This is a genomic window from Psychrobacter sp. 16-MNA-CIBAN-0192, assembly GCF_040309565.1.
Classification (GTDB): Bacteria; Pseudomonadota; Gammaproteobacteria; order Pseudomonadales; family Moraxellaceae; genus Psychrobacter.
In genome coordinates this window covers 53,438-79,949 of record NZ_JBEOOX010000011.1, presented here as the reverse complement: position 1 = coordinate 79,949, position 26,512 = coordinate 53,438, and the positions used below count along the sequence as shown (strand labels likewise).

25 protein-coding genes and 1 pseudogene are annotated in these 26,512 nt (G+C 43.1%); 20 read left to right on the top strand and 6 right to left on the bottom strand.

Annotation, left to right across the window (positions count from 1 at the left end; all coding sequences use genetic code 11):
• Positions 1-62: 62 nt before the first annotated feature.
• Complete coding sequence (locus tag AAEY78_RS09635) at positions 63-641, bottom strand: transcriptional repressor (protein ID WP_352339127.1); 579 nt, start codon at positions 639-641, stop codon at positions 63-65.
• A 263-nt stretch (positions 642-904) separates the two neighbouring features.
• On the opposite strand from AAEY78_RS09635, the gene AAEY78_RS09630 reads away from it, so the two are divergent.
• The 13 genes and pseudogenes from AAEY78_RS09630 (at position 905) to AAEY78_RS09570 (ending at position 13,597) form a co-directional block, all read left to right on the top strand.
• Positions 905-1,705 (top strand): metal ABC transporter solute-binding protein, Zn/Mn family, encoded by an 801-nt coding sequence (locus AAEY78_RS09630; RefSeq protein WP_352339126.1) that lies wholly within the window; start codon positions 905-907, stop codon positions 1,703-1,705.
• Positions 1,706-1,951: 246 nt separating this feature from the next.
• On the top strand, positions 1,952-2,350 hold the full coding sequence (locus AAEY78_RS09625) for an ATP synthase subunit I (protein ID WP_352339125.1): 399 nt from the start codon (positions 1,952-1,954) through the stop codon (positions 2,348-2,350).
• A gap of 638 nt (positions 2,351-2,988) precedes the next feature.
• A complete protein-coding gene (gene atpB, locus AAEY78_RS09620) occupies positions 2,989-3,855 on the top strand; it encodes a F0F1 ATP synthase subunit A (protein ID WP_352339124.1) in 867 nt (288 codons plus the stop codon).
• A 33-nt stretch (positions 3,856-3,888) separates the two neighbouring features.
• The gene (atpE, locus tag AAEY78_RS09615; RefSeq protein ID WP_182407195.1) at positions 3,889-4,137 is read left to right on the top strand and encodes a F0F1 ATP synthase subunit C; all 249 of its coding nucleotides are present in this window, start codon (positions 3,889-3,891) and stop codon (positions 4,135-4,137) included.
• Between the two features lie 117 nt (positions 4,138-4,254).
• A complete protein-coding gene (locus tag AAEY78_RS09610; RefSeq protein WP_352339123.1) occupies positions 4,255-4,725 on the top strand; it encodes a F0F1 ATP synthase subunit B in 471 nt (156 codons plus the stop codon).
• Positions 4,726-4,738: 13 nt separating this feature from the next.
• The gene (locus AAEY78_RS09605) at positions 4,739-5,356 is read left to right on the top strand and encodes a F0F1 ATP synthase subunit delta (RefSeq protein WP_352339122.1); all 618 of its coding nucleotides are present in this window, start codon (positions 4,739-4,741) and stop codon (positions 5,354-5,356) included.
• 97 nt (positions 5,357-5,453) lie between these two features.
• Positions 5,454-6,998, top strand: a complete 1,545-nt coding sequence (gene atpA, locus AAEY78_RS09600; RefSeq protein ID WP_352339121.1) for a F0F1 ATP synthase subunit alpha — start codon at positions 5,454-5,456, stop codon at positions 6,996-6,998.
• Positions 6,999-7,193: 195 nt separating this feature from the next.
• A complete protein-coding gene (gene atpG / locus AAEY78_RS09595; RefSeq protein WP_352339120.1) occupies positions 7,194-8,075 on the top strand; it encodes a F0F1 ATP synthase subunit gamma in 882 nt (293 codons plus the stop codon).
• Between the two features lie 38 nt (positions 8,076-8,113).
• On the top strand, positions 8,114-9,547 hold the full coding sequence (gene atpD / locus AAEY78_RS09590) for a F0F1 ATP synthase subunit beta (RefSeq protein WP_352339119.1): 1,434 nt from the start codon (positions 8,114-8,116) through the stop codon (positions 9,545-9,547).
• A 96-nt stretch (positions 9,548-9,643) separates the two neighbouring features.
• A complete protein-coding gene (locus tag AAEY78_RS09585) occupies positions 9,644-10,060 on the top strand; it encodes a F0F1 ATP synthase subunit epsilon (RefSeq protein WP_352339118.1) in 417 nt (138 codons plus the stop codon).
• Between the two features lie 569 nt (positions 10,061-10,629).
• Entirely contained in the window at positions 10,630-11,340 is a 711-nt protein-coding gene (locus tag AAEY78_RS09580) for a response regulator (protein ID WP_352339148.1), read from the top strand.
• A gap of 274 nt (positions 11,341-11,614) precedes the next feature.
• Positions 11,615-13,295 (top strand): annotated as a pseudogene (locus AAEY78_RS09575) (ATP-binding protein).
• A gap of 119 nt (positions 13,296-13,414) precedes the next feature.
• Complete coding sequence (locus AAEY78_RS09570; protein WP_352339117.1) at positions 13,415-13,597, top strand: hypothetical protein; 183 nt, start codon at positions 13,415-13,417, stop codon at positions 13,595-13,597.
• Between the two features lie 158 nt (positions 13,598-13,755).
• On the opposite strand, the gene AAEY78_RS09565 is transcribed toward AAEY78_RS09570, so the two are convergent.
• On the bottom strand, positions 13,756-15,210 hold the full coding sequence (locus tag AAEY78_RS09565) for an ATP-binding protein (RefSeq protein ID WP_352339116.1): 1,455 nt from the start codon (positions 15,208-15,210) through the stop codon (positions 13,756-13,758).
• A gap of 356 nt (positions 15,211-15,566) precedes the next feature.
• On the opposite strand from AAEY78_RS09565, the gene rpsP reads away from it, so the two are divergent.
• The 4 genes from rpsP (at position 15,567) to rplS (ending at position 17,991) form a co-directional block, all read left to right on the top strand.
• Positions 15,567-15,836, top strand: coding sequence for a 30S ribosomal protein S16 (gene rpsP, locus AAEY78_RS09560; RefSeq protein ID WP_021812802.1), 270 nt, complete (start codon positions 15,567-15,569; stop codon positions 15,834-15,836).
• Positions 15,837-16,010: 174 nt separating this feature from the next.
• Positions 16,011-16,544, top strand: a complete 534-nt coding sequence (rimM, locus tag AAEY78_RS09555; protein WP_352339115.1) for a ribosome maturation factor RimM — start codon at positions 16,011-16,013, stop codon at positions 16,542-16,544.
• Between the two features lie 77 nt (positions 16,545-16,621).
• Positions 16,622-17,386 (top strand): tRNA (guanosine(37)-N1)-methyltransferase TrmD, encoded by a 765-nt coding sequence (trmD, locus tag AAEY78_RS09550; RefSeq protein WP_352339114.1) that lies wholly within the window; start codon positions 16,622-16,624, stop codon positions 17,384-17,386.
• A gap of 176 nt (positions 17,387-17,562) precedes the next feature.
• Entirely contained in the window at positions 17,563-17,991 is a 429-nt protein-coding gene (rplS, locus tag AAEY78_RS09545) for a 50S ribosomal protein L19 (RefSeq protein WP_352339113.1), read from the top strand.
• Between the two features lie 206 nt (positions 17,992-18,197).
• Here the strand turns inward: rplS and AAEY78_RS09540 are convergent, their stop codons facing one another.
• Positions 18,198-18,755 (bottom strand): DUF4442 domain-containing protein, encoded by a 558-nt coding sequence (locus AAEY78_RS09540; protein ID WP_352339112.1) that lies wholly within the window; start codon positions 18,753-18,755, stop codon positions 18,198-18,200.
• 643 nt (positions 18,756-19,398) lie between these two features.
• Between AAEY78_RS09540 and AAEY78_RS09535 the strand changes: the two genes are divergently transcribed.
• Complete coding sequence (locus AAEY78_RS09535; RefSeq protein ID WP_352339147.1) at positions 19,399-20,892, top strand: DUF3360 family protein; 1,494 nt, start codon at positions 19,399-19,401, stop codon at positions 20,890-20,892.
• 128 nt (positions 20,893-21,020) lie between these two features.
• On the top strand, positions 21,021-22,883 hold the full coding sequence (gene uvrC / locus AAEY78_RS09530; RefSeq protein WP_352339111.1) for an excinuclease ABC subunit UvrC: 1,863 nt from the start codon (positions 21,021-21,023) through the stop codon (positions 22,881-22,883).
• A gap of 62 nt (positions 22,884-22,945) precedes the next feature.
• On the opposite strand, the gene AAEY78_RS09525 is transcribed toward uvrC, so the two are convergent.
• From AAEY78_RS09525 to lgt, 3 genes are read right to left on the bottom strand one after another with little or no spacing between them, the layout of a single operon-like run.
• The gene (locus AAEY78_RS09525) at positions 22,946-23,515 is read right to left on the bottom strand and encodes a dihydrofolate reductase (RefSeq protein WP_352339110.1); all 570 of its coding nucleotides are present in this window, start codon (positions 23,513-23,515) and stop codon (positions 22,946-22,948) included.
• A 46-nt stretch (positions 23,516-23,561) separates the two neighbouring features.
• Positions 23,562-24,422, bottom strand: a complete 861-nt coding sequence (locus AAEY78_RS09520; RefSeq protein WP_352339109.1) for a thymidylate synthase — start codon at positions 24,420-24,422, stop codon at positions 23,562-23,564.
• A 48-nt stretch (positions 24,423-24,470) separates the two neighbouring features.
• Positions 24,471-25,355: a prolipoprotein diacylglyceryl transferase gene (gene lgt, locus AAEY78_RS09515; RefSeq protein WP_352339108.1), complete on the bottom strand. Its 885-nt coding sequence runs from the start codon at positions 25,353-25,355 to the stop codon at positions 24,471-24,473.
• Positions 25,356-25,582: 227 nt separating this feature from the next.
• On the opposite strand from lgt, the gene AAEY78_RS09510 reads away from it, so the two are divergent.
• Positions 25,583-26,401 carry an NRDE family protein gene (locus tag AAEY78_RS09510; RefSeq protein WP_352339107.1) on the top strand — a complete coding sequence of 273 codons (819 nt, stop codon included), beginning with the start codon at positions 25,583-25,585 and terminating at the stop codon, positions 26,399-26,401.
• Positions 26,402-26,512: the final 111 nt, after the last annotated feature.

The window sequence follows — 26,512 nt, the reverse complement described above, 5'->3', positions numbered from 1 at the left end:
CACAGCAAAAGATTAATAAAGAAAAAACCGTCAGTATAAAGCACAGCACGCTTAGATGGAGATTAAGTTGCAGTGAGCACAGTCGGCACCGTCAATTTACTAGAAGGCATAGCTTGTTGGCAATCTTGGCAACAACCACTCAGCTCTATCACGCTGCGCACCACCTGAAAACCAACATCCTGCTCAGCAAAGCTCATGATTTCCTGTACCGGCATGCTACTGCACTCTTGCACCCGTTGACACTGCTCGCAAATCAAAAAAGCGGCGGTGTGTGGGGCACGCGGATGACAGCACGGCACATAAGCATTGATAGAGGTCAATTGATGAATTAGATTTTCTGTCAATAAAAACTCTAAGCTGCGATAAATCGTTGGCGGTGCAACATTTTTTTGCTGGCTTTTTTCGCTATGTTTGACATCTTCGGCAGCGCGCATCTGTTGTAGCTGAGTAATCAGGTCATATGCGCCAATCGGTTTCTTGGCTTGCAAAATCAGCGCATATATCTGCTGACGTAGCGGGGTAAAGCGTACCCCGTCTGCTCGGCATTGCACTTGAGCGGCTTTTAACCTTGCTTTTACCTCTGCAGCCGTAAATTGTTGAACATCATGCACATGATTACAACTAGACGCAGTAACGGGCATCAGACAAACTCCTAAAATAATCATCCACTTTTCTTTTGTTATAGTATAACATAATGATAGTTAAAAAATGACGCCATCATGGCAGAAGCACGCTTTTGCTATCTTAAGCTATTTCTTATTCGGATAATTATCATATGAATGCCCAGCACCATGATTTCAAAAACATACAATATCGCCCTATAAGCGTTAAGCCGCGCGCCAAATTTTTACAGAATCTTAGTCACTGGTTACTAGGAGCTGTTTTTTTATTAAGCTCTTTATCGATGATTAACGCTCAAGCCGGTACGGTTAGCGTCAGCAACTATCCTCTGTTTCTGTTAAGCCAAGCTGTTACCGAAGGCGCGCCTCCCGCCAAGCAATTATTGCAAGCAGGGGAGGTGGGTCATCATGGCAGCATTAGTCCGGGCGATATCAAGGCCATTCAAGACAGCACCTTTGTAGTTTGGTTTGGGAGCTCACTAGAGAATACCTTAGCCAGCACCTTAGACAGTGCGCCCAATGCCATCTCTTTATTTGCCTTTGACGCCTTTAATCGTCACCCTTTACGCAATGTAGCCGGTGAACCCCTTGCTAACACGCTCGATCCGCATATTTGGCTGGATCCTGAAAATGCCAAGGCTATTACCCGTGCCCTTGCCGTCATTCATAGTCATGCCAACCCGCAACACAAAAAGCTTTATCAAGCCAATGCGCAAAAATTTGCACAGAAAATGGATAGCGCTGTTGCCAGCATGCAGCCAAATGCACCAACAAAGCGCCCTTATTGGGCATACCATGATGCCTATCAATATCTGGAACCGGCATTGCAGCTGCAATTTATTGGCAGCCTAAGCACGGATCATCATCTGGCCCCAAAAGCCAGCCAACTCCGCAAGCTTAATGAGACGCGCCCCCAAAATCAGATGTGCTTAATCAGTGAAAGTGAACCTGCTAAAGGCTTACTGACCAAGTTACAACCGGTCAAGAGCACAATTCAAGCAGAAGACATGAGCGAAAGTAAAGACTTTGTAAATGGATGGTTACAGATGACCCAAAAAATAGTAAACTGCATTTCATTAAAATAAGGCTAGGTTAATATCTAACCAAGGCGTGCTGACACGATTTATCGCCATTTATACATAGTGAAAATAAAGGGACTATCCAAGACTAAGCGTCTGATAAACACTATATTTATCTTGCGTAACAGCTGTCCTCTCCTTATAATGAGCAGCGCGCGAATTTGGTAAAAAGCAGCTGATTTATCATTAAGTTGCTAGCACATAAGTCTGCTTTTGTGCTGTCATCAGCCCCTGCGCATTATAGGATTGCTAATGACTAAGCCTGCTCATCGTACGCAAAAAGACACTATCGTTCGCTCTTTAAAGCGTGAATTGTGGATACTCTTTATCCTAATAGCGCTTGCCATAGTGTTAGATACGGTATGGCTAAATACGCAATGGACAGTTGCAAAAAGTTTCGCCATTGGCGCGCTACTGGGTTTTGTAACCCATCTGGTCTTTGCCAGTTTTATGTTTAAACATAATGGCTATCGTGCGCGTCAGCATATTGTCACTCAGCTGTACCGAGGGCAAATGGTCAAATGGCTGTTAACGGTCGTAGGTTTTGCCGCTATTTTTATTATGGTAAAACCCTTGTCAGCGCCTGCGCTGTTTTTTGGTTTTATTGTTATGCAGCTGAGTCACAGTTTATTGCTATGGCAGCGCCATTAACAGCTGATCATGTTCAACAGTCAGTTCCAATATAACAGCGCTTATAGCGTCGATTTTGGGACTAGACTGGCTATATAATGGTTAACCATATATAGGCTAATGCTGCTTTTACTGATACCAGTAGATACTTATAAGTACTGAGCAGTGCTTGTAGGGGAGGGGTTAGAGACAATAAGTAGACTATATTTTACCCTTTATTTATAAGGGCAAAACCATATTACTAAGCAGTATCAATAACTACTTTAGTTATACCAGTAATAAATAATAGATAATTGACTTTACATGAATACAATGCTGCATTAAGATACACAGTTAATTGTTTTGCTTAAATGTGTTGTTTTGAGCAAAAATCTTGCTACAAGGATTGAGCAAGCACGAACATGATGACTCATGTGCAAATACCAAGGGCTGGTAATTACTACTATTAAGCCCTTTTTTGATAACTATCTTTTATAAAAAGGTAATAAAATCAGGTACTTGCATTGGTTGTATAGGTTGGGTGTTGTTGATAACAGGATGGTTTTGGCAGCACAATTTGTGTGCATGATATATGCATTGTGTCGGGCTTACCCCTGCATCAGGTGACAACCATTTTTTTGGTAGTTGATTAAATCGTTGATTAATAAGAAGCTTACATTATGGCAGCCGAGCAAACATCATCAGAATATATCTCTCACCACTTAACGAATTGGACGTACGGCTATCTGCCGGGCGAAGGTTGGAAAGTTGCGTATACTGCTGAAGAAGCAGGACGTATGGGCTTTAAAGCGATCCACCTTGATTCCATGTTGTGGTCAATTGGTTTAGGTATCCTGTTTTGTGCGATCTTTTGGATGGTTGCTAGAAAAGTAACCTCAGGGGTGCCTGGTAAACTACAGGCAGCTGTTGAGATGATCGTTGAATTCGTTGATAACAACGTTCGCGACTCTTATAGCGGCACATCAAAACTGGTTGCGCCCTTAGCGCTGACCATTTTTGTGTGGATATTCCTGATGAACTTAATGGACTTGTTGCCTATCGACTTTATTCCTAGTCTGGCAGGACAAGTTGGCGCCATGATGGGTCATGATCCACATCATGTGTTCTTCAAGATTGTACCAACCACAGATCCCAATATTACTTTAGGCATGTCGTTTTCTGTCTTTATACTGATTCTATTTTATAGTATCAAAGAAAAAGGCTTAGGCGGCTTTGTGGGCGAGTTAACCCTGCATCCGTTTAGTGCCAAAAACCCTATTTTGCAAATCATTTTAATACCCATCAACTTTATCTTAGAGTTTGTAACTCTAATAGCTAAGCCTATTTCTTTAGGGCTGCGACTATTCGGTAACATGTATGCCGGTGAGTTGATTTTCATACTGATTGCCCTGATGCCTTTTTGGATTCAGTGGGCGTTATCAGTACCGTGGGCTATTTTCCACATCTTAATTATTACCCTCCAAGCGTTCGTATTTATGATGCTGACCATAGTTTACATGTCACTTGCATCATCAACTGAACATTAATTAGACATTCAATAGGTAAATGAGGATACATCCATGGATCCAGTATTAGGTGGTTACACAGTTATCGCAGTAGCAATACTTATCGGTTTAGGCGCACTAGGCACCGGTATTGGCTTTGCAATTTTAGGTGGCAAATTCTTAGAAGGCGTTGCCCGTCAGCCAGAACTTGGTTCACAGTTGCAAACCCGTATGTTCATCGTCGCAGGTCTTCTTGATGCTATTCCGATGATCGGTGTTGGTATCGCCATGCTATTGTTATTCGCAAACCCTCTAGCAGGTTAATCAGAAAGCTCAGTTGTAAATGTTTGGTAGTCAAAATTTGTATTTTAAACGTAGTCAAAGTTTGGCTATCAAATATGATCAATGACACTGATTTTTCATTAACAAAGAGGTGATCACGTGAATATCAATTCTACCCTCATCGGTCAAGCCATTGCTTTTGCAATCTTTGTGATGTTCTGCATGAAGTTCGTGTGGCCACCACTGATCGGCGCAATTAATGACCGTCAGCGTAAAATTGCTGAAGGCTTAAGTGCTGCTGAAAAAGCAAAAGCAGACTTGGCAACCGCTGAGCAAGATGTACAGCAAGAGCTTGATTTGGCGAAGACAAAAGCGGCTGCATTAATTGAGCAGGCGAATAAAAGTGCCAACCAACTTGTTGAAGATGCCAAATCGCAAGCCCAAGTGGAAGGCGAACGTATCCGTCAGCAAGCACAAGCGGCAATTGATCAAGAGATCAATCATGCACGTGAATCATTGCGTGCCCAAGTGGCAGAGCTTGCAGTACTGGGTGCTGAAAAGATTTTGCAAGACAAAGTCGATATGCAAACACATGCCAAAATGTTAGACCAACTGGCGGCGAAGCTGTAATTGTGAGGATATAATGGCTGACTTATCAACCTTAGCACGACCCTACGCAAAAGCTGCGTTTGACTATGCCAATGAAAATGGGGCGGTAAATGAGTGGGAAGATTTCTTGTTTATTGCCAGTACGATTGTTAAAGACAAGTCGTTCCAACCATTGCTAGACAATCCAGCTGTTTCTGCTGAGCAAAAGTCAGCCGCGCTGACTGATCTTTATGATACACAAGTAGCAGGCGCTAATGATTCTGCTTTTAAGCAGCTGTTAAATAGCACTCAGGGTCATCGTAACACTGAACATTATCCTAACGTATCAACAGCGCTTAGCAACTTCGTTATTCAGTTATCAGAGCACGAGCGTCTGGCGCTGCTGCCTGAAGTTTATGAGCATTATCGTCATCATAAGGCGTTAAGCTTAAAGCAACTTGACGCTTATGTGACCTCTGCCTATCCTTTGACTGATGCGCAGCGCGAGCTGTTGCAGTCACGTCTTGCTACCTCGCTTAATGCCAGCGTAGTGATTCATGAGTCGGTTGATGCAAGTCTTTTGGCAGGCGCGACAATCAAAGTTGGCGACAAAGTCATTGATGATTCGATGCGTGGCAAGTTACAACAGTTAAAAACACAGCTAACGACATAATACCAATCATGAGCGCAAACTTGCCTTATTAGGTGTGCGTGATATAAGAGTATTTAAGTCAGTGGGCGGGTTATCATAAATTAAAGGAAACACGGCAATGCAACAATTGAATCCAGCGGAAATCAGTAATCTGATTAAGCAGCGCATTCAAGACCTTGATGCAGGTGCAACTGCAAAAAATGAAGGCACGATTGTCAAAGTATCTGACGGTATCGTGCAAATTCATGGTCTTGAAGATGCCATGTATGGCGAGATGATTGAATTTGAAGGCGAAGTTTACGGTATGGCGCTGAACTTAGAGCGTGATTCTGTGGGCGCGGTAGTCCTTGGTGATTACTTAAAACTACAAGAAGGTCAAAAAGCCTATTGTACCGGTCGCATTCTTGAAGTTCCGGTAGGTCCTGAGCTGCTGGGCCGTGTTGTTGATGCTTTAGGTAACCCTATTGATGGCAAAGGTCCTATCAACGCTAAGCTTACTGATAAAGTTGAAAAGATCGCCCCAGGCGTTATCGACCGTCAATCAGTAGATCAGCCAGTAATGACCGGTTATAAAGCTGTTGATACCATGATTCCAATCGGTCGTGGTCAGCGTGAGCTTATCATTGGTGACCGTCAGACCGGTAAAACGGCAATGGCAATCGATGCGATTATCGCGCAAAAAGATTCTGGCATTAAGTGTGTGTATGTGGCTATCGGTCAGAAACGCTCTACGATTGCGAACGTAGTTCGTAAACTTGAGCAAACGGGCGCCTTAGCATATACCACGGTTGTGGTGGCGTCAGCGTCAGAGCCAGCTGCACTTCAATATATCGCACCGTACTCAGGTTGTACGATGGGCGAATATTTCCGTGACCGCGGTGAAGATGCGCTGATTGTCTTTGATGATTTATCAAAGCAAGCAGTAGCCTATCGTCAAATTTCACTATTGCTACGTCGTCCGCCAGGTCGTGAAGCGTATCCTGGTGACGTATTCTATCTGCATTCACGTTTACTTGAGCGTGCATCACGTGTGAACGCGGCGTATGTAGAAAAATTCACCAATGGTGAAGTGGTTGGTAAAACGGGTTCTTTAACCGCGCTACCAATTATTGAAACTCAAGCGGGTGACGTATCAGCATTCGTACCGACCAACGTAATTTCAATTACTGATGGTCAGATTTTCTTAGAGTCGAGCCTATTTAACTCAGGTATCCGTCCAGCAGTGAATGCTGGTATTTCGGTATCTCGTGTTGGCGGCGCGGCGCAAACTAAGATTATTAAGAAACTGTCTGGTGGTATCCGTACCGCTTTAGCACAGTATCGTGAACTTGCTGCGTTTGCTCAGTTTGCCTCGGATCTTGATGATGTGACTCGCGAACAGTTGGATCATGGTGAGCGTGTGACTGAACTGATGAAGCAGAAACAGTATCAGCCGATGTCTATTGCTGAACAAGCTGCGGTTATCTATGCCTCAAACGAAGGCTTCTTAGCCGATGTACCGGTTGAAAAAATTGGTGCTTTTGAAGAAAGCTATTTACGTTATATGCGTGATGAGCAAGCAGCACTAATGACTGAGATTGATGACACTGCCAACTACAATGATGATATTGCAGGTCGTTTGAAGTCAGCTATTGAGACCTTTAAAACAAACCACAGTTATTAATTTAACGGGTTTGGTTGGTTGTTTACTAGAGGTGCGGTGTCATTAATAGACAGTCGTGCCGCTTTGCTCGCAACTAACGGCATGTGATCGCGTAGTGCCACGAGATATTAGGGCATTGCTTTATAAAGGCAGTGTTTTATATTAAAAAATTGTGACCTGCGCCAATGCTTGTTAACCCTCTATATTGGAATCATTATGGCAAACTTAAAAGAAATACGTGCCAAAGTCACCAGTATTCAAAGCACCCAGAAAATTACTCGCGCCATGCAAATGGTAGCCGCTAGTAAAATGCGCCGTGCCCAAGAGCGCATGGTGGTGGGTCGCCCGTATGCTGATAGTATGCGCCGGGTTATCTCGCATTTGGTGCATGCTTCATCTGATTACCAGCATCCGTACATGGAAGCGCGTCCGGTTAATAAGGTGGGTTACATCGTTATCACCTCCGACCGCGGACTTGCCGGTGGCTTGAATATTAATTTATTCAAAGCATTAAGTAAGAATATCAAAACCTATCAAGACCAGTCGGTACACGCTGAATTTGCGGTTATTGGTTCTAAAGGCGTCAGCTTCTTTAAAAGCTTTGGCGGTAAAGTCACTTCAGCCATTACAGATTATGGTGACAATCCAACTTTTGAGCAGTTAAATGCGCCGGTTCAAGCAATGCTTGACGACTATAATACGGGCAAAATAGACCGTATTTATGTGGTGTATAATCAGTTTATTAATGCCATGACCCAAAAGCCGACGATTACCCAATTAGTGCCGCTACCAGAAGGTACACTGAATGATGAAAACAGTGGCATACAGACTGAGTTGAGCTGGGATTACATCTATGAGCCTGATATCGAGACTCTAATTGATGGTCTGCTTGGGCGCTATATTGAATCGATTGTCTATCAAGCGGTCATGGAAAACATTGCCTCTGAGCAGTCGTCGCGTATGGTTGCTATGAAAGCCGCCACAGATAATGCTGGTGACCTCATTAACGATTTACAGTTGGTTTATAACAAGCTGCGTCAAGCGGCGATTACCCGAGAAATCTCGGAAATCGTTGGCGGTGCTGCCGCTGTTTCATAATTGACACCCCCTATATATAGAATATCCAGGAGAACGCAATGAGTAGCGGTCGTATTGTACAGATTATTGGCGCGGTTCTTGACGTTGAGTTCAACCGTAATGAAGTTCCTCAGATTTATGATGCCTTGCAAGTAGATGGTACTGACACTACCCTAGAAGTACAGCAGCAGTTGGGTGATGGCATTGTACGTACTATTGCCATGGGTTCAACCGAAGGCTTAAAGCGTAATTTGCCAGTGACCAACACCGGCGCCCCTATTTCTGTACCAGTAGGTATGGGTACTTTGGGTCGTATTATGGATGTTCTTGGTCGTCCAATCGATGAAGAAGGTCCTGTTGTTGCTGATGAGCGCTGGTCGATTCACCGTGAAGCGCCAAGCTATGCAGAGCAATCAAACAGCACTGAATTGCTAGAGACTGGTATTAAAGTAATCGACTTACTATGCCCGTTTGCTAAAGGTGGTAAAGTTGGTCTGTTCGGTGGTGCTGGTGTTGGTAAAACCGTCAACATGATGGAACTAATCAACAACATCGCGCTTAAGCACGAGGGTTTGTCAGTATTTGCTGGTGTTGGTGAGCGTACGCGTGAAGGGAATGACTTCTATCACGAAATGCAAGAAGCGGGCGTTGTGAATACTGAAGACTTTAGCAAATCTAAAGTGGCAATGGTATATGGTCAGATGAATGAGCCACCGGGTAACCGTTTACGTGTTGCACTGTCTGGTTTGACTATGGCTGAGTATTTCCGCGATACTAAAGATCCGGAAACCGGTAAAGGTCGTGACGTTCTATTGTTTGTTGATAACATCTACCGTTACACGCTAGCGGGTACGGAAGTATCAGCATTGCTAGGTCGTATGCCATCAGCGGTTGGTTATCAGCCAACGCTAGCAGAAGAGATGGGTATGCTGCAAGAGCGTATTACGTCTACGCAATCAGGTTCTATCACATCTGTACAAGCAGTCTATGTACCTGCAGATGACTTGACCGATCCATCGCCTGCGACTACTTTTGCTCACTTAGATGCAACGGTAGTACTAAGCCGTGATATCGCCTCACAAGGTATCTATCCTGCGGTTGACCCACTTGACTCAACCTCACGTCAGCTTGATCCACAAGTAATTGGCGAAGAGCATTACAACGTTGCTCGCGGCGTGCAAGAAGTATTGCAGCGTTATAAAGAACTTAAAGACATCATCGCCATTTTGGGTATGGATGAGTTATCAGAAGAAGATAAACTGGTTGTTTATCGCGCCCGTAAGATTCAGCGCTTCTTATCTCAGCCATTCCACGTAGCGGAAGTATTTACTGGCGCGCCTGGTAAATATGTACCGTTACGTGACACCATTGCTAGCTTTAAAGCAATCATTGCTGGCGAATATGATGACCTACCAGAGCAAGCGTTCTACATGGCAGGTGGTATTGATGAAGTCGTTGCTAAAGCAGAAAAAATGAAATCTTCTGCGGCGTAATTGGTAAAGTTAGCTATAAATCAGTAAATCGCTGCTACTGCTGTTTACTGATTTGCATTACCGTTTTATAACTGCTGAAATAGTAAGGAGTAAGGGATGGCAACGTTTCAATGTCGCATCGTAAGTGCCCGTGAAGAGTTATATTCAGGGGAAATCAGCATGTTGATCGCTACGGGTAGCGAAGGCGAAGTTGGTGTCCTACCAGGTCATACACCACTGATTACCTTACTAAAACCGGGTCCCATGCGTGTACAAGCTGCTAATGGCGAAGAAGTCGTTATCTATGTATCAGGTGGCGTGTTAGAAGTCCAACCAAAGATGGTCACGGTATTGGCTGATACGGCGATGCGTGCATCTAACCTTGACGAGAGCAAAATCGTTGAAGCACGTAGAAAAGCAGAGCAAATGCTGGTCAATCAGTCTGATACTCTGCAAACCAATGCCGCATTAGCGTCATTAGCAGAGTCAGTCGCCCAGCTGCAAACGATTCGTAAATTTAAAAATCGTGCTTAATGGTTGTTTTCAATAGTATTGAATAATAAAAATTTAGTATGATCACCCAAAAAACCAGCTCACTATGAGCTGGTTTTTTTTGTTTGGTAATGTTGTTTGATAAATAATCCTCATATTTCTATGATTAGCACCAATACCATTACTAGCAAACTTAAAGTGCTGATTATTTAGGGCACATAATATAAGCAATCTACTGGTTAATATCTTGTTATTTGTTTATATTATAGGGTAGCCATTATTTGAATGGTTAATAGAAAATGGTTAGTATGAAATTGATAACAAAAGCCTCACCATAAAGGGGTAAGGTACATAGCCACTTATAAAAAGTAGCATACATTTTAGTTTTATAAGTAGACTTAGCTTAATTATTGGACGTAAACTAACGTTTTAGTCAGTGTTGCTTATAGGTTTTGTTAACGACAATAGGCTATAGTATGGGAAGCTGTACGTTTGATAGTATACTGTGCTACCACATTTATACCTCTTATATGCCTATCAATTGTGCCACTTTATTATCCTATTAACTTTTCTTGTTTTACTTTTATATATTAAAGGATATCACGATGACAATGAACGACGACGACAACACGCCAAGAATCCTAATTGTTGAGGATGATGAACGCTTGGCAATGCTGACCCAAGACTATTTGGTTAAAAATGGCTTGGAAGTGGCAATTGAAACTGACGGTAATCGCGCTATTCGCCGTATCGTTAATGAGCAACCAGATTTGGTGGTGCTTGATGTGATGTTGCCAGGTAGCGATGGTTTAACCGTATGCCGCGAAGTGCGTCCCCATTATCAGAACCCTATCTTGATGTTGACTGCGCGTACGGAAGATATGGATCAAGTGCTAGGTCTTGAGATGGGTGCGGACGATTATGTTGCCAAACCTGCTCAACCACGCGTGTTATTGGCTCGTATTCGTGCCTTATTACGTCGCTCTGAGAATGCACCATCTGAAGATGTACCACAGCGTTTAGAGTTTGGTGAATTGATTATCGATAATGGTGGTCGTTCGGTTATGCTTGGTGAAGAGTTGGTTGATTTTACCAGTGCTGAATATGACTTATTGTGGTTATTGGCGTCTAATGCCGGTCGTATTTTATCGCGTGAAGATATTTTTGAGCGTTTACGTGGTATTGAGTATGATGGTCAGGACCGCTCTATCGACGTGCGTATCTCACGTATTCGTCCGAAGATTGGCGATGATCCTGAAAATCCAAAACGTATTAAAACGGTACGCAGTAAGGGCTATTTGTTCGTGAAAGAAGGCAATTAATTTAAGTCATTATTATCAGTGATTGATATAGCTGATATGACTACTTTGATGAACAAATACTATCAGCCATTCTAAATCTGTTTTAACATCATAAAAAACCAGCGTAATGCTGGTTTTTTTGTGGCTGGTGGTTAATTTTTGTCCTGTGTTATCCAGTTATGTGGTTTAATTGAGGGTTAGCGCCCAGATTATAAGCTCTCGACACAAAATCAGTATAAGCATTTTTGCTTATTGGGTTATCATTTTATTACTTATTAGGTTGGTTACGGCACGTATGTCATTAATCTCTTCTTTAAAACACAGTATCTTTGTGCGTATATACACTGGGCTATTGATTGTCTGTTTATGCGTGGCATTATTTGCCCAATTGCTGATGGATACGATTAATAAGGAGCGGGTACAGTCTTATCGCGAGGATATGGCAACTGGGGCTTTTTATTTGATTAGCGAAGGTATTGCTCGTCAAGACAGTAAGTCTCAGCGTGATTATTGGCTGTCGGATGCCAGCAGTTTATTTGGCGCGCCATTTCGTATTCTTCCATTGCAACAGATAGATTTTAGCTCAAGTGAGCTGCGCCAGTTTGAAAAAGGGGCGGCAGTGGTTCGTTATGATGATAAGAAAAACTATGCAGATGTCTATCATCGTTTACAAGAGCGTGATAAAGCGTTGACAGTCAGGATAGCGCAAGTAACTGAACAACAAGTCCGCGCTATGTCAGTATTTCTACTGGATGACATGTCTTATTATGCAACCTTAGCGGCTAAGCGCGCGTTTGGCGGAGTTAGAGGAAAAATTCCCTTTTCCATTAGCGCTTAAAGGGATAAATGATCTTAATTTAGACAGTGATCAGTTGGCACGACTGCGCCGTGATGAAGTGGTTATTTTGTTTCAAGATACTAGCACCAGTCAAAGTAACTCTGCTATTCGTATTATTGTGCCCTCTGAAATCAATGATATGGCTATTGTGATGGGACCAATATCATTGTTTAATTGGTTCCCGCTAAATCTGATTATCAGTATGGTACTGATCAGTATGTTTTTAATCAGCTTGGGTGTTTATGCGTTAATCTTTCCGCTTGAGCGTAAGTTACAGTTGATTCAAGTAGGGGTTAATGAGGTCAGCCAAGGTAATCTTGACAGTCAAGTACAGGTGATTGGGCAAGATGAAATTGCGCGCTTGTCTGCCACCTTTAATGCGATGACCTCACATATTAAGCGTCTGATTGAGTCGCAGCGCGAGCTGACGCGAGCGGTATCGCATGAATTGCGTACGCCGGTGGCACGTATTCGATTTGCGGTAGATATGTTGGCGGATACCGAAGATGAAGATTCGCGCTTTATGCAGCGTGATTATATTGATGAAGATATCGAGGCGCTGAACGGCTTGATTGACGAGATTTTAACCTACGCAAAATTAGAAGAAGGCTCACCAAAATTAGATTTAGAACCGGTAAATCTTAAAGAATTGATTGAGCAAATCGTTCGTGAAACCAATGCTTTAGGTAAAGATATTAAAGTTATCGGTAATCTACCAAGCGAAAAAGTGACGGCTGTTGCTGATCGCCGTTATTTACACCGCGTCATTCAAAACCTCGCGGGTAATGCGCTGCGTTATGCTGAATCAACCATTATCATCAGTGCTGGGGTTAAAAAGGGCAATGCTTTTGTTTGTGTTGAGGATAATGGGCAAGGCATCTCAGAAGCCGATAGAGAAAAAGTATTTATTCCCTTTGCACGCTTAGATGACAGCCGAACGCGAGCGTCAGGCGGTTATGGACTGGGCTTATCCATTGTGTCACGGATTGCGTTTTGGTTTAGTGGTAGTATGAAGGTTGATGAAAGTCCAGAGTTAGGTGGGGCGCGCTTTACCATGACGTGGCCGGTCAAACCATTAACCCAAACCATCGCTGCGGATGAAATCACTCAAGAACAAAGCGAGCGTACCTTTGGTTAATGGCTATAGGTTAATGGCTATAGGTTCATGGGCATGCGCTAATGTGAATAAGTTTTCTATAGTTTGACGTTACTCTCATTATTGTTGTTGCGAGTGAGGTCAGTAGAGGAGAAGAAAAGATGATGCCGTATCTCTTTGGTGGTTTGGTGATATTAAATGCCGCAACGCTGGGGTATTATTTATTTCTCCAGCAGCCAAGCGTCTCGCAAAGCGTACAAGATACACAGAAGGCACTGATAGAACCTGTCGATTTTATTAATAGTGCTGAGCATATCCCGCCGGTTATTGGCAGCAAAAATTAAGTTCCAACGGATACAGTTAATCGCTAAAATAAAAAAAGGCTCAAGATATATAATATCTTGAGCCTTTTTCGTTTAAAAAAGCGGAGATTTAGCTAATAAATGACCCTTTATAACGATTTTTTAAATGATATTTCCAGCTCGCTATTTTATATTTTTATCTAGCTATCAAGTGTCGCTGGAGTATGCGTATCGGTCTGTTTTGTATTCTCACCCTCTATTTTAGAAATCAGTGGAATACGTACGCAAACTTGTAAGCCGCCTTGCGGATGATTGATGGCTTCAACTGTTCCATGGTGTAGCCGTGCGATACGGCTGACAATCGCTAAGCCAAGTCCGCTACCTTGAGTCGTACGAGCAGTCTCGCCGCGCTCAAAAGGTTGCATAATACGTTCAAGCTGGTCTTCTGCAACCCCATCACCGCAATCGCGCACACAAATAATCAGCTGCTCTTGCGCCTCTTTATTAACCACACTTTCATTGATAGCTGCTTCATCGATTATATCTTCTTCAGCAAAGGTCGGTACGATGGTGGTTGATAAATAAATCGGCGGTTTACCATAACGATTGGCATTATTTACCAAGTTAATAATCAAGCGTTTGATAGACAGCGGACGCAAAGGGACAGCTTTAGCACATGCTGACTGGTAAATAAACTTCATCGGCGCAAACTGCACCATGACCTCTTTAAAGATGGTATCCAAATCAGTCAAGCGCATCGGCTCATCGGAACCGTCTTTCATAAAGGAGATAAATTGCTCCAAGATGGCGTCCATATCTTCAATATCATAAATTAATCCTTCGCGAAAAAAATCATCCGGCAGCATCTCTGCCGTCAAGCGCATCCGCGTCAGTGGGGTACGCAAATCGTGCGAGATGCCCGCCAGCATAATGGTACGCTCTTTTTGCGCTTGATTGAGCGTGGTAAACATACGATTAAACGCCATATTAACTTGACGTATTTCGGTAGAGCCGCTATGTGTCGTCAGGGTTGTGGCATGTCCCAGACGAATATAATTGGTCGCCGCACGCTGTAAATGACGCAGCGGACGATTGAGCTGCTGCGCCAATAAGATAATGGTTAATAACGTTAAAATGGGCAGTCCGAGCAAAAATAATAACAATAAGAGCGTGCTGTATTGCGAATAATAAATGACTGATTCTCGAATCCAAAAGTCATTATGGCGGCTATCTTGTACCCACAACTGCGGTGTTGGTTTAAATTTGAAATATACCTCTACCGGACGACCTAACTGGGCGCTAATCTCACGCTGCAACACATCAGTAAACAAACCCACAAAGGGTTTATCTTCAACTTCAGGAAAGTCACTGACCGTATCGACCACCGTCACATGAGCATGTTGATAAAACCATTGGCGCACTGCTGGCTGATCGCGCCAATCTTTTTTAATGCTATTGATCAGTTGCAGCTCACTGGTTAAATAGCGAGCATGGGTTTTTAGTTCAGGCAAATAAAGACTGCGCCAAAAAAACCACAGTGACAAGCCCACGCTAATAAGCACGATAAAAGCGACCGCAATCGTCGTTATGCCGCTGTGCGAGTAACTCAAAGACAATCGCTTGGCAGCGCGCTTAGTTGCAGGTGGGGTGGTCATAAGGCTTACTCTTACAGTGAGGATAATCAGATGTAGATAATATCAGTAAATGGACAGCTATCAGGCAAAGTATAGTGCAATCATTGCTAATGTGCCATGCTAATACAGTGTGTCATTCAGTGTTAAAAAGTGTTAAAACAGACATGATATCAATATGAGATTTAATATGGATTTTGATATAACTAAGGAGAACTGTAGCGCTAAAACTCAGCGATAATCACTCATCTTTTAAGCCAGTAAACGTCTTTAAGCCGTTGTTATAAAATAATTAAATAAACAATCTTTATATTTTCAATAAATTAAAACTATGATATAATTATGCCCTTTTTGGTATACCTGCGAAAGAGAGAATTCACATGGTTGTTATTCGTTTAGCACGGGGCGGTGCCAAGAAACGCCCATTTTATCAAGTAGTTGTTGCTGACCAACGCCGCGCGCGTGATGGCCGCTACATTGAAAACATCGGCTTTTTTAATCCGCTCGCTAAAGAGTCAGAAGAAGCAGTACGCCTAAATATGGAAGCGTACAATGCGTGGATCGCTAAAGGTGCACAACCTTCAGATCGCGTAGCTTCATTAGCAAAAGCTTACAACAAGTCTGCTGCTCAAACTGAAGCAACTGCTTAAGTTTAACTGGCATCATACTGATAACGTATTTATTGCGTCCATCAGTTGGCTTTAGTATACATAGCGTAGCTGGTCTAACCGGTGTACGCCATTAACTGTTTATTGCTATACGTTGATTGTTAGGTTTTTAACAGTCCTTTATTATTTACCACTGTTTATCTCAGGTTAGCCGTTATGTCATCTGTTCCAGACGCCAATACCCTTATGAAAATCGCTCAGCTTAAGAAGCCTTATGGCATCAAAGGCTGGCTTTGGGTGTTTAGCGATACCGATGAGCATGCGGATATCTTTGCTATTAAACAGTGGTGGATGAAAACGGCGACTGGTCTAAAACCATTAACAGTCAAAGCATGGCGCGAGCAAGGCACAGGACTTGTGGCTCAGTTTGAACAAGTTCCTGACCGTAATGTCGCTGAAACCATGAACGGTGTGACCATTTGGGTTGCAAAAGATGTGTTGCCAGAACCCAATGAAGACGAATATTATTGGTCGGATTTGGTTGGCATGCAGGTGAAAAATGAGCAAGACGAATATCTGGGTGACATCACCGAGATGTTTGAAACTGGCGCTCATGACATCATGCGTGTGGCAGCAACCGCGAACAGTTTAGATAATGAAGAGCGGTTGATACCTTGGCATAAGCAAACCGTGCTCACCGTCGATATGGCAGCAAAAACGGTCGTTGTTGCTTGGCAAAGTGATTATTAATACAAGCTATTTATTTAGGTTTATTAATATCGGTTCGTTAAAGCGTAATAGTCAAGTTGCCTTGATGTGGGATTCAGATGTATTTTGCCGTGATTAGTATTTTTCCTGAAATGTTTGCAACGATTCGTGAGTTTGGTATCACGGGGCGCGCAGTCTCTCAGGAGCAAGTCACGATTGAATGCCTCAATCCGCGCGATTATACCACTGACAATTATCGCCGTATTGATGAGCGCCCTTATGGTGGCGGTCCTGGCATGGTGATGATGGCTGAGCCATTGTCCAAAGCTATTGAGGATGCGCGCTTGCGGGCAAGTCAACACGGTTGCCGTATGGACAAAGCGCATTGTCCGGTGATTTATATGTCACCGCAAGGGCAGGCGTTGAGTGAGTCTAGTGCGGTCAGCATGGCTGAGTATGATGGCATGATTATATTATGTGGTCGTTACGAGGGCATTGATGAGCGCCTATTGTCACAGTATGTCGATATGGAAGTGTCATTGGGTGATTATGTACTGACCGGTGGCGAGCTGCCAGCGATGGTGCTTATGGATAGTGTGATACGTCGTCTGCCTGATATTATGGGTGATGATAAGTCAGCTGAGCAAGACTCGTTCGTCGATGGCTTGCTTGACTGTCCACATTATACCAAGCCGCATGAGTTTGCTGGTATGGCAGTGCCTGAGGTTTTGCTATCTGGTCATCATGCTAATATTGCTCAGTGGCGCTTTGCTCAGCAAGTCGAACGTACGCAAACGCGGCGTCCTGATTTATGGCAAGCGTTTACGCCATCGGTGCAGCAAGCTAAATGGCTAAAAGCTTTAGCGAAAGCCGCTAAAAAATAGCGTGGCTAATAAACAGTTAATCAGTAAAATTTTAAGTACTGTAAAACAGGTCATCACATTATGGCCGTTTGCTACCCCCATTTATGTTGTATCTTATGAAAAAAAGATATGATTACTTATTACAAACAGGTGATATGCGCATAGCCTCTATTATCTAATGTGAGGAGATAACTCTCATGAGCAACAAGCATCCATTGGTTCAAGTCATTGAAAACGCTCAAATTATTGAACGTCCAAGCTTTGGCCCTGGCGACACGGTCGTCGTTCAAGTAAAAGTACGTGAAGGCGAACGTGAGCGTTTACAGGCTTTTGAAGGCGTTGTTATTGCTAAGCGTAACCGTGGTTTAAACTCTGCGTTTACCGTACGTAAAATTTCAAGCGGTGTTGGTGTTGAGCGTGCATTCCAATTGCATTCACCTATCATTGAAAGCATTGAAGTGAAACGCCGTGGCGCTGTTCGCCGTGCGAAACTATACTACTTACGTGAGCGTTCTGGTAAATCAGCACGTATCCGCGAGAAGCTTGCTCCGCGTGCACCTAAAGTTGTTAAGGCAAAAACTGCTGCTCGCGTTCCTGATGCAGTCGAAACTGCACCAGGTATTTAAGCAAAAGTTTGTCACCTTTGGTTAGCTGTATGATTTACAGTTGACTAAAGGTAAGACAATAGTAGATACAAGCCCTTATTCATAGGTTTATCATATAAATAAGTAGGCGTACCAAAAAAGACAAAACCCCAGTCTGTGCAAATGCCAGATTGGGGTTTTTGTATGTGTGGATTTAATTTTTACAGGTATAGCTTGATATAAAAAAGTTATGACTCTAGTGTTTCAATACGGCTGGTTTGATCTTTTGAATTACTGTGCTTACGCAAGCGGATGTAAATAGTCTTGGTCACTGTAGCAATAACTTTTTGTTGCTCGTCTACAATATCGGTGCGGTACTCACGGAATACCGCATCACCATCTTTTGCCAACTCTTGGATCATAGAAATTTCAGTACTAGGAACCTTCATACGCGCAGTGACTTTACTGTGACCTGGGGCAATAAACTCAATCTGTGAGCTTTTATCCCATACGACGTAGGTGCTGCCCAGCTGGTGCATGAGAATTAGCATATAAAAAGGGTCAACCATTGAGTACAGGCTACCTCCGAACTGCGTGCCTACAATATTCTTATTCAGCGCATTTAGTCCCATGTTCACCACACATAAACCTTGGTCTAAATCGATATGTTCCACTTTGATGCCCGCACCAATATACGGCGCATAAGTGTTAATACGCATTTTAAGTAGATGCGGTGTTAATAGCGGCATAATACTTTTCTTTGTTTTGCGTCTTAGTGTTTCTAAATTTTTGGGTAATAGACTCATGTCTTATCCTTTAGTCTTTTATTGCCGATGCCGATTATTTTCTAGGGAATACGACAGGCAATATCTGCTTTTTCTATTTTTATAATTGCTTGTAGATAGTTCTGTTCCAGACTTCAAGCGTAATCGAGATGTCGATTTGGCTTGCGTAGTTATGAACCTGTTAAAAAGTATTAGAGAATTAATAATTATCATATGTTTGACAACAAAGGGTGCACTTTACACTATTTTTATCAATAAGTTGCATAATGAATTGCTACTAAGCGTTATTAGCGATATTCGTCTATAACGTTATCGAGGTCTGATTATTGGTTAAATTGAGAGAAATATCATTTGCCCACTCGTTGTTTACTCCATTGGTTAACTTCTAAATATCTATTAATGACATTGATTTAATATATTACCTTTAGCGTCATTCAACAATAAGACAGTGTTTGCTTGTTAAAGTATTAGATATTGATACAAAAGGTATCTTTTTAAGTAAAAAACTCGCAATCAAAAAATGCTTAGCATACAATAATGAGATATTTGTGAGGTTTAGCGGGTTCTTTTATATTTATCTAGAATTCATGTTGCGCAAAAATAATGGATACCTCAATCGACATAGGGAGATGGGATGAGTACTACTCCAAAAGCCAACTCAGGGATGACACTAACGCCAGAGCAGTCATCTGACGCGCATCAACTGCTGGGCAGTTACGCCGAATTGCATCAACCCAGTGCGAGTTTTAATAGCCGTGATGCTTATCTTAACCATGAATTGCAAATTATGCAGCCAAAACGCTGGCGTGCCAATCTGCCCTTTCGCGATTATCGTTTTGAATATGAAGACAGTATTCCTGCGATGGCGGCAACTATTGGTAAGGTGGTGATGGTGGGGGCCATTGCTGCGACGTTTGCAGGACCACTTGGCTTAGGAGAGGCGTTTGTATTAGAGAATGTCCGTTATGAGCTATTGATTGTGTCGTTCTTTATTATCCTGTTTTCAGGGTTTTTATTGCCGACTGCCAATTTAGCAGGCACGCATGGTCCATTAATTCCGCTGATTCCGATTGTGGTTGCAGCAGGCGGTCACCCGATGGCATTTGGCTTGCTGATTGGTGCGTTTGGTTTGTTGCTGGCTATTAGTAAAGGCGGGAGCTTACTGGCGAATCTAACCAGTAAGGGTGTATGTGGTGGTTTGCTGCTGTATTTGGGGTTTATCGGCACCACATCCCAAGTTAAGAACTTATTTGCGTGGGCGGAAGGCATTGGTATGTCGCACATTGCCTTTGTAGTGATTCTACTGACCATTTTACTTTATGCGCTACTCGAAAATTTTAACAAACGATGGCTTGCTGTACCACTTAGCTGTTTGCTTGGCGGCGGCGTTGCATTTGCGTTAGGCGCGCCATTTGCTTTTAAGACTGCGCCCGGTTTACCGCATATGAGTCCAATGTATTGGTGGGGCGAGAATACGGGCTGGATGTTGGGATTACCAACTATTGAGAGCTTTATTGTGGTGTTGCCGTTTGCTATTTTGGCAGTTGCTATGTGGTCGCCTGACTTTTTAGGGCATCAGGTTTTTCAAAAAATCAGCTATCCGAAACGTACGGAAAAGGTACTAATGGATATTGATGATACGATGGTCAGCGCCTCATTTCGTCAAGTTGCTGGTTCAGTATTGGGCGGTGCTAACTTTGCCTCATCTTGGGGCACTTATATCGTGCCTGCGGCGATTGCTAAGCGTCCAATTCCAGCAGGGGCTGTATTAACGGCTGTGTTTTGTGTGATTGCCGGTCTGTGGGGTTATCCGATGGATTTAGCGATTTGGGAACCGGTCATGTGTGTGGCGCTGATTGTCGGGGTTTTTATTCCGCTATTGGAAGCTGGTATGGAGATGACGCGTGAAGGTAAAACGACCCAGTCTGCCGCTATTGTTGTTTTTGCCTCGGCACTGGTAAATCCAGCATTTGGCTGGTCAATCACTTTGCTGCTTGATAATTTAGGGCTGATTGGCTCTAAAGAGCGCAGTGCCAGCTTATCAAAAATGAGCCGCTGGATTATTCCGGCAACCATGTTTATCGTGTTAACTGGCGTTATGGCTGTAGTCGGAATGTTGCCGGGGATTCCAGCCTTGCTACCGAATTTCCGTCATTAATAAACAGCTATTAGCCTCAATAATGAAAATAAAAAGTCAGCCTTGTGCTGGCTTTTTTTGTGCTTGTAATTTGGTTAAAATCGCCCCATAACTAGCCATAACCTAGTCTTTTGTGAGTACCGCCTGCCATGGTCACTGAGTCCACTGCTATTTCTGCTGCGCCCCCTGTCTCGCCAGAGGACAAAAAAGCGCGTCTAAAGCATTTAATCCAACGCCTACCTAATTTGCCCGGTGTCTATAAAATGCTCGGTAAAAATGGTGATATTCTCTATGTTGGTAAGGCAAAGTCACTGAAAAGCCGTGTCAATAGTTACTTTGCTAAGACCATTGACCATCCAAAAACACGGGCGCTGGTAGCGCGTATTCATAATATTGAAACCATCATTACCCGTAGTGAAACTGAAGCCTTATTGCTTGAGCAAAATCTCATTAAAGAACATCGTCCGCCTTATAACGTGTTGCTGCGTGATGATAAATCTTATCTATATGTCTTTATCTCAGCGGATAAACCTTATCCACGTTTGGCGTATGGGCGCGGTAAAGGCAATCATCAAAAGGGTCGCTTCTTTGGACCTTTTCCCTCTGCTCATGCGGCAAAAGAAACTTTGGTGCTCATGCAAAAAATGTTTCAAATGCGCCAATGTACCAATACCTTTTTCAAACAGCGTCAACGCCCATGCTTGGAATATCAAATCAAGCGCTGCCGTGCGCCGTGCGTCGGTTTGGTAACGCCAGAAGATTACGCAGAAGATGTGAATAATACCATTCGCTTTTTGAAGGGTGATTCCAGTGATATTCATAGTACGCTGATTACCAAAATGGAAGGCGCAGCGGAAGAGTTGGATTTTGAAAAAGCCGTATTTTATCGCGATCAGCTGTCTATGTTACGTGAAGTGCAAGCCAAGCAAGCGGTGTATACGGTAGAGGGTGAAGCGGATGTGATATCTATTGCCAGCCAAGCGGGTATGACCGCAGTGAATTTCCTGACGGTTCGCGGTGGGCGGGTTTTGGGCGGTAAAAATTACTTTCCTGATGTTGATAGCAGCGAGCCAATTGCCGATAATTTATCCGCTTTTATCACTTCCTTTTACTTTCAAGTTACCGATGATTTGCCTGCTGAAATTATCCTAAGTCACGAACTACCTGACAAAGTGGCGATTAGCGAGGCATTGGCTACCCATTTCGGTAGTAAAGTGACTATTAAAACCAGCGTACGTGAACATCGAGCGGAATGGCTTGATTTAGCAACGCTCAATGCAACGAACGCTCTTAAAACTAAATTGGGTGATTATTTAGAGCTGCATGCACGTTTTGGGGCATTGAAAGATGTATTAGCAACTGTTTCTGAGCGTCCCATTGACCGTATCGAATGCTTTGATATTTCTCATACTATGGGTGAGGCGACCATTGGTAGCTGTGTGGTGTTCGACCAAGGCGGTTCGCGTCGACGCGATTATCGTCAATACGCGATTCATGACATTGTCGGTGGCGATGATTATGCGGCGATGAAACAGGTACTCACGCGACGTTATAAAAAACAGCCGCTACCGGATTTATTATTGATTGATGGCGGAAAAGGTCAGCTGAGTATGGCAAAAGAGGTGCTGGTAGAATTAGGTATTCTCAGCGATACGTTACTAATTGGTGTTGCAAAAGGCGAGGGTCGGAAAGCTGGACTTGAAGTATTACACTTTTTAGATCATGAGCCGCTTGATTTACCGATGGATAGTAAAGCGTTACATTTACTGATGCATATTCGCGATGAAGCGCACCGATTTGCTATCACTGCGCATCGTAAAAAGCGCGATAAGCGCCGCTCGTCATCGGTATTAGAGGTGATTCCGGGACTTGGAGAAAAGCGCCGCCGCGACATACTCAATCATTTTGGCGGTATGCAGCAGTTACTTGGCGCCTCCCAGCAAGAATTGGCAGGCGTACCGGGGATTGGTAAGGTGTTGGCAAATACGATTTATAAAGTGTTACATGAATAAAGAGTAGGGCAGGAAAGGATGTTTTTATTATTGATGCCAGACATGCCGCTATTCATAACAGATTAGCGGCTTTGTCTTTGATAAGTCACAAATTTAAAATCCAAGTCACTTTTTTCATCATGCATTTGCTCAGATTCTTCTGCTACTGTAAATTCGTTTGGCAACTCAGGATAAAACGCATCGCCCTCATTAATATCCGTATCCACATGCGTCAGCTCGATGCGGTCAGTAACGCTGAGCGCCTCGCTAAACACACGTTCACCACCAATCACCCAAATGGTTTTTAACTGAAATTCTGCCGCCAACTCTGCTGCTTGTTGTAGGGCAGCGTCTAAATCATGCACCACTTGCGCATTCTTTTTTTCTATCAGCCCTTGTTGTTGCGCATAATCCAGCTGGGTAGTAATAATAAAACTAATGCGCTTTGGTAAAGGTTTAGAGCCCATTGACTCAAAAGTTTTGCGTCCCATGATGACAATACCTTTAATAGTATCATCACTATTTTGGGTGGTCAGTTGCTTAAAATGCTGTAAATCAGTCGGGATATGCCATGGTAAATCATTGCCTTTGCCGATACAGCGATTACGGCTAATGGCGGCAATTTGCGCCACTTCGATGCTGTTGATACTCATGGTGTTACCTTTTTCTTAAAATAGCTCTTAAATTATAAACACGTTATTAGACTGCTACTGGTGCTTTAATAGCGGGGTGCGATTCGTAACCATCTACGCTGATATCTTCATATTCAAAGGCAAAGATATCTTTAATATCAGGGTTTAATGTCAACGTTGGCGGTTGAAATAGCGTACGGGTTAATTGTAAATTAACTTGCTCACGGTGGTTTTGATAAATATGGCAATCTCCGCCCGTCCAAATAAACTCACCAACTTCCAAGTCGCATACTTGCGCTACCATTTGCGTTAATAATGCATAGCTGGCAATGTTAAACGGTACACCTAAAAATAAATCGGCTGAGCGTTGATACAGCTGGCAAGAGAGCTTGTTGTCTGCCACAAAAAACTGAAACAGCGTATGGCAAGGCGGCAAAGCAACTTGTTCCGCTTCGCAAGGATTCCAGCCTGATACAATCAAGCGTCGTGAATTGGGATTGGTTTTGATTTGATGAATGACGTCCGTTATTTGGTCAACACCATCAGCTGCATAGCTACCATCGGCTTTTTTACTAGCACCATAATTCCGCCATTGATGCCCATAAATCGGACCTAAATCGCCTTCAGTACGATTAAAGCGTGCCGTTTGTGCTGCGGTTGCCCATTCATTCCAAATACGCACGTTATGCTGCTGTAGATACTCAACATGGGTACTACCCGTTAAAAACCACAATAATTCGTACACAATAGATTTAAAATGCACTTTTTTGGTGGTTAATAATGGAAAACCATCGGCGAGATCAAAGCGTAACTGCGCGCCAAAATGGCTAATCGTTCCCGTACCAGTACGGTCACCTTTTTCAGTGCCGTTATTCATAACATATTGCAGCAAATCCAAATAGGCTTGCTCATTTTTGCTCGTAATCATAAAACTGCTCTTTCATATGAGGGTTATGCGGGATAAAACTGCATTTGCTTAATAAGCGCCTTGTTTGCCCCAATCGTAAATACCGCGCTTATAAGCATAAACCAGTAATATAAAACCAAGGATAATCATCGGTGCCGATAACAATTGCCCTTTGGTCATCCATCCTAAAAGGATAAAACCTTGATCAACGTCTGGCTGGCGGAAAAACTCAATGATAAATCGGCTTATACCATAACCTAATAAGAAAATAGCGGTTGCCGCCATACGTGGGCGAGGCTTTGATGAATACCACCATAAGAAGATAAATAATAATAAGCCTTCAGCAAAAGCTTCGTACAGCTGGGAGGGGTGACGTGGCAATAAATATTGTCCGTTGACTTCTAGCATCAGTTCTTGCAGCGCAGGATTGGCTTGCAGTTGCTGCATATCAAAGCCAGCAGCTTGCGGAAAGTAGGTCAGCCAATTATAGCCACCATCTGATACTCGACCCCACAGCTCACCATTAATATAGTTGCCGATACGACCAAATAATAAACCGGTTGGCACTACAGGCACCACAAAATCAAAGACTTCAAACGCTGACTTTTTATACTTACGCGCAAAAAGCCACATACCCAGCATCACGCCAATAAATCCGCCGTGAAAGGACATGCCGCCTTCCCAAACTCTAAGCAGATAAGCTGGATTTTGCAGCAATTCGCCAAATTGATAAAACAGTACATAACCGATGCGACCACCTAAGATAACCCCAAGTGCCCCATAAAATATCAAATCGGAGACCATATCCGTCGACCATGTTTCGCGCTGGGTGCTGCGATACCACGCCAAACCATAAGCTGCAGCAAAAGCTAATAAATACATCAAGCCGTACCAATGTACCTCGACAGGTCCAAGCGCTAACGCTACGGGATCAAACTGGGGATGAATCATCATAAAGGCATCATAAAAGTGGTTATAGAATGCTGCTCATGATAGCAAAAATCAACCCTTAGGCATACACTCGTTATGGATGCAGTTGTGTGTCACAAGCAATTTTGAGTAGTGGCTTATATAAAGTCTGAGTGATAAGAAATCAAAAATAACGCTAGAATAAAGACAGATAAATTAGTGTTAAAATCCTAGATTGGAATTTTGACAAGTCTAAAAAATTAAGGAATATCATGTGTATTGTTGCTATAGCTTGGCAATTGTTTGATGAGTTGCCGTTAATACTATTGTCTAACCGCGATGAGTTTTTGCAACGTCTGACTGAACCTCTGCATCAATGGGCGGATAAGCCAATTTTTGCTGGTCGCGATAGCCAAAGCGGTGGTACTTGGCTGGGTATTCATCAAGAACAGCAGCAACGCCATTATCAAAATGGGCGCTGGGCAGCGGTGTTAAATTTCCGTGATGGCGTACAGGCAGCTGATAATGAGTGCTCACGTGGTAAGTTAGTGACTGACTTTTTAACCACTCATTTAAGCCCGATGGAGTTTGCCCGCCAAATTAGTTTGCAAGACTATGCCGGATTTAATCTCATTATTGGCGATGCTCAGCAAGCGGTCATTGTTAATAATCGCGGTCATGCGCCAACGCCACTTTATGCAGGGTTGCATGTATTTTCTAATGGTCAGCCAGAAGACTGTTGGTTTAAAACTGAACGACTGCGCAGCCGTTTGCGCCAAGAAGTCCTGCCATTAATAAGCGAAAATAGTGCTTTTGAGTATTGGCAAGACGCCGCCTTTATAGCTTTGTCAGACACTACCAAAGCGCCAATAAATGAGTTACCCAAAACAGGAGTGGACATTGCCATTGAACAAGCACTGTCTTCTATTTATATTGATCCGATAGCTTTACCTAATATTGAGACGACAATGCAAACCTATGGTACGCGCACTCAAAGCATTTTGACTTTAAGGCATGATTCCAAGTCCAGTATTTTACCAGCCACTTATCATTTGCAATTAGACAGTCGGGAATATCAGAACATACATTAGATTAATATAAAACCCCTAAAATAAGTGTGGTTTTACTTTGAATTGCTATTCTTATGTCATACACTCAATGAGTAGGGCATCAAAACCTACGATTAATATCTAATGCGATTT

Bases quoted from the DNA above. Each gene is read 5' to 3' on its own strand.
- AAEY78_RS09635 (WP_352339127.1), bottom strand. From the start codon at position 641: ATGCCCGTTACTGCGTCTAGTTGTAATCATGTGCATGATGTTCAACAA.
- AAEY78_RS09630 (WP_352339126.1), top strand. From the start codon at position 905: ATGATTAACGCTCAAGCCGGTACGGTTAGCGTCAGCAACTATCCTCTG.
- AAEY78_RS09625 (WP_352339125.1), top strand. From the start codon at position 1,952: ATGACTAAGCCTGCTCATCGTACGCAAAAAGACACTATCGTTCGCTCT.
- atpB (WP_352339124.1), top strand. From the start codon at position 2,989: ATGGCAGCCGAGCAAACATCATCAGAATATATCTCTCACCACTTAACG.
- atpE (WP_182407195.1), top strand. From the start codon at position 3,889: ATGGATCCAGTATTAGGTGGTTACACAGTTATCGCAGTAGCAATACTT.
- AAEY78_RS09605 (WP_352339122.1), top strand. From the start codon at position 4,739: ATGGCTGACTTATCAACCTTAGCACGACCCTACGCAAAAGCTGCGTTT.
- atpA (WP_352339121.1), top strand. From the start codon at position 5,454: ATGCAACAATTGAATCCAGCGGAAATCAGTAATCTGATTAAGCAGCGC.
- atpG (WP_352339120.1), top strand. From the start codon at position 7,194: ATGGCAAACTTAAAAGAAATACGTGCCAAAGTCACCAGTATTCAAAGC.
- atpD (WP_352339119.1), top strand. From the start codon at position 8,114: ATGAGTAGCGGTCGTATTGTACAGATTATTGGCGCGGTTCTTGACGTT.
- AAEY78_RS09585 (WP_352339118.1), top strand. From the start codon at position 9,644: ATGGCAACGTTTCAATGTCGCATCGTAAGTGCCCGTGAAGAGTTATAT.
- AAEY78_RS09580 (WP_352339148.1), top strand. From the start codon at position 10,630: ATGAACGACGACGACAACACGCCAAGAATCCTAATTGTTGAGGATGAT.
- AAEY78_RS09570 (WP_352339117.1), top strand. From the start codon at position 13,415: ATGATGCCGTATCTCTTTGGTGGTTTGGTGATATTAAATGCCGCAACG.
- AAEY78_RS09565 (WP_352339116.1), bottom strand. From the start codon at position 15,210: ATGACCACCCCACCTGCAACTAAGCGCGCTGCCAAGCGATTGTCTTTG.
- rpsP (WP_021812802.1), top strand. From the start codon at position 15,567: ATGGTTGTTATTCGTTTAGCACGGGGCGGTGCCAAGAAACGCCCATTT.
- rimM (WP_352339115.1), top strand. From the start codon at position 16,011: ATGTCATCTGTTCCAGACGCCAATACCCTTATGAAAATCGCTCAGCTT.
- trmD (WP_352339114.1), top strand. From the start codon at position 16,622: ATGTATTTTGCCGTGATTAGTATTTTTCCTGAAATGTTTGCAACGATT.
- rplS (WP_352339113.1), top strand. From the start codon at position 17,563: ATGAGCAACAAGCATCCATTGGTTCAAGTCATTGAAAACGCTCAAATT.
- AAEY78_RS09540 (WP_352339112.1), bottom strand. From the start codon at position 18,755: ATGAGTCTATTACCCAAAAATTTAGAAACACTAAGACGCAAAACAAAG.
- AAEY78_RS09535 (WP_352339147.1), top strand. From the start codon at position 19,399: ATGACACTAACGCCAGAGCAGTCATCTGACGCGCATCAACTGCTGGGC.
- uvrC (WP_352339111.1), top strand. From the start codon at position 21,021: ATGGTCACTGAGTCCACTGCTATTTCTGCTGCGCCCCCTGTCTCGCCA.
- AAEY78_RS09525 (WP_352339110.1), bottom strand. From the start codon at position 23,515: ATGAGTATCAACAGCATCGAAGTGGCGCAAATTGCCGCCATTAGCCGT.
- AAEY78_RS09520 (WP_352339109.1), bottom strand. From the start codon at position 24,422: ATGATTACGAGCAAAAATGAGCAAGCCTATTTGGATTTGCTGCAATAT.
- lgt (WP_352339108.1), bottom strand. From the start codon at position 25,355: ATGATGATTCATCCCCAGTTTGATCCCGTAGCGTTAGCGCTTGGACCT.
- AAEY78_RS09510 (WP_352339107.1), top strand. From the start codon at position 25,583: ATGTGTATTGTTGCTATAGCTTGGCAATTGTTTGATGAGTTGCCGTTA.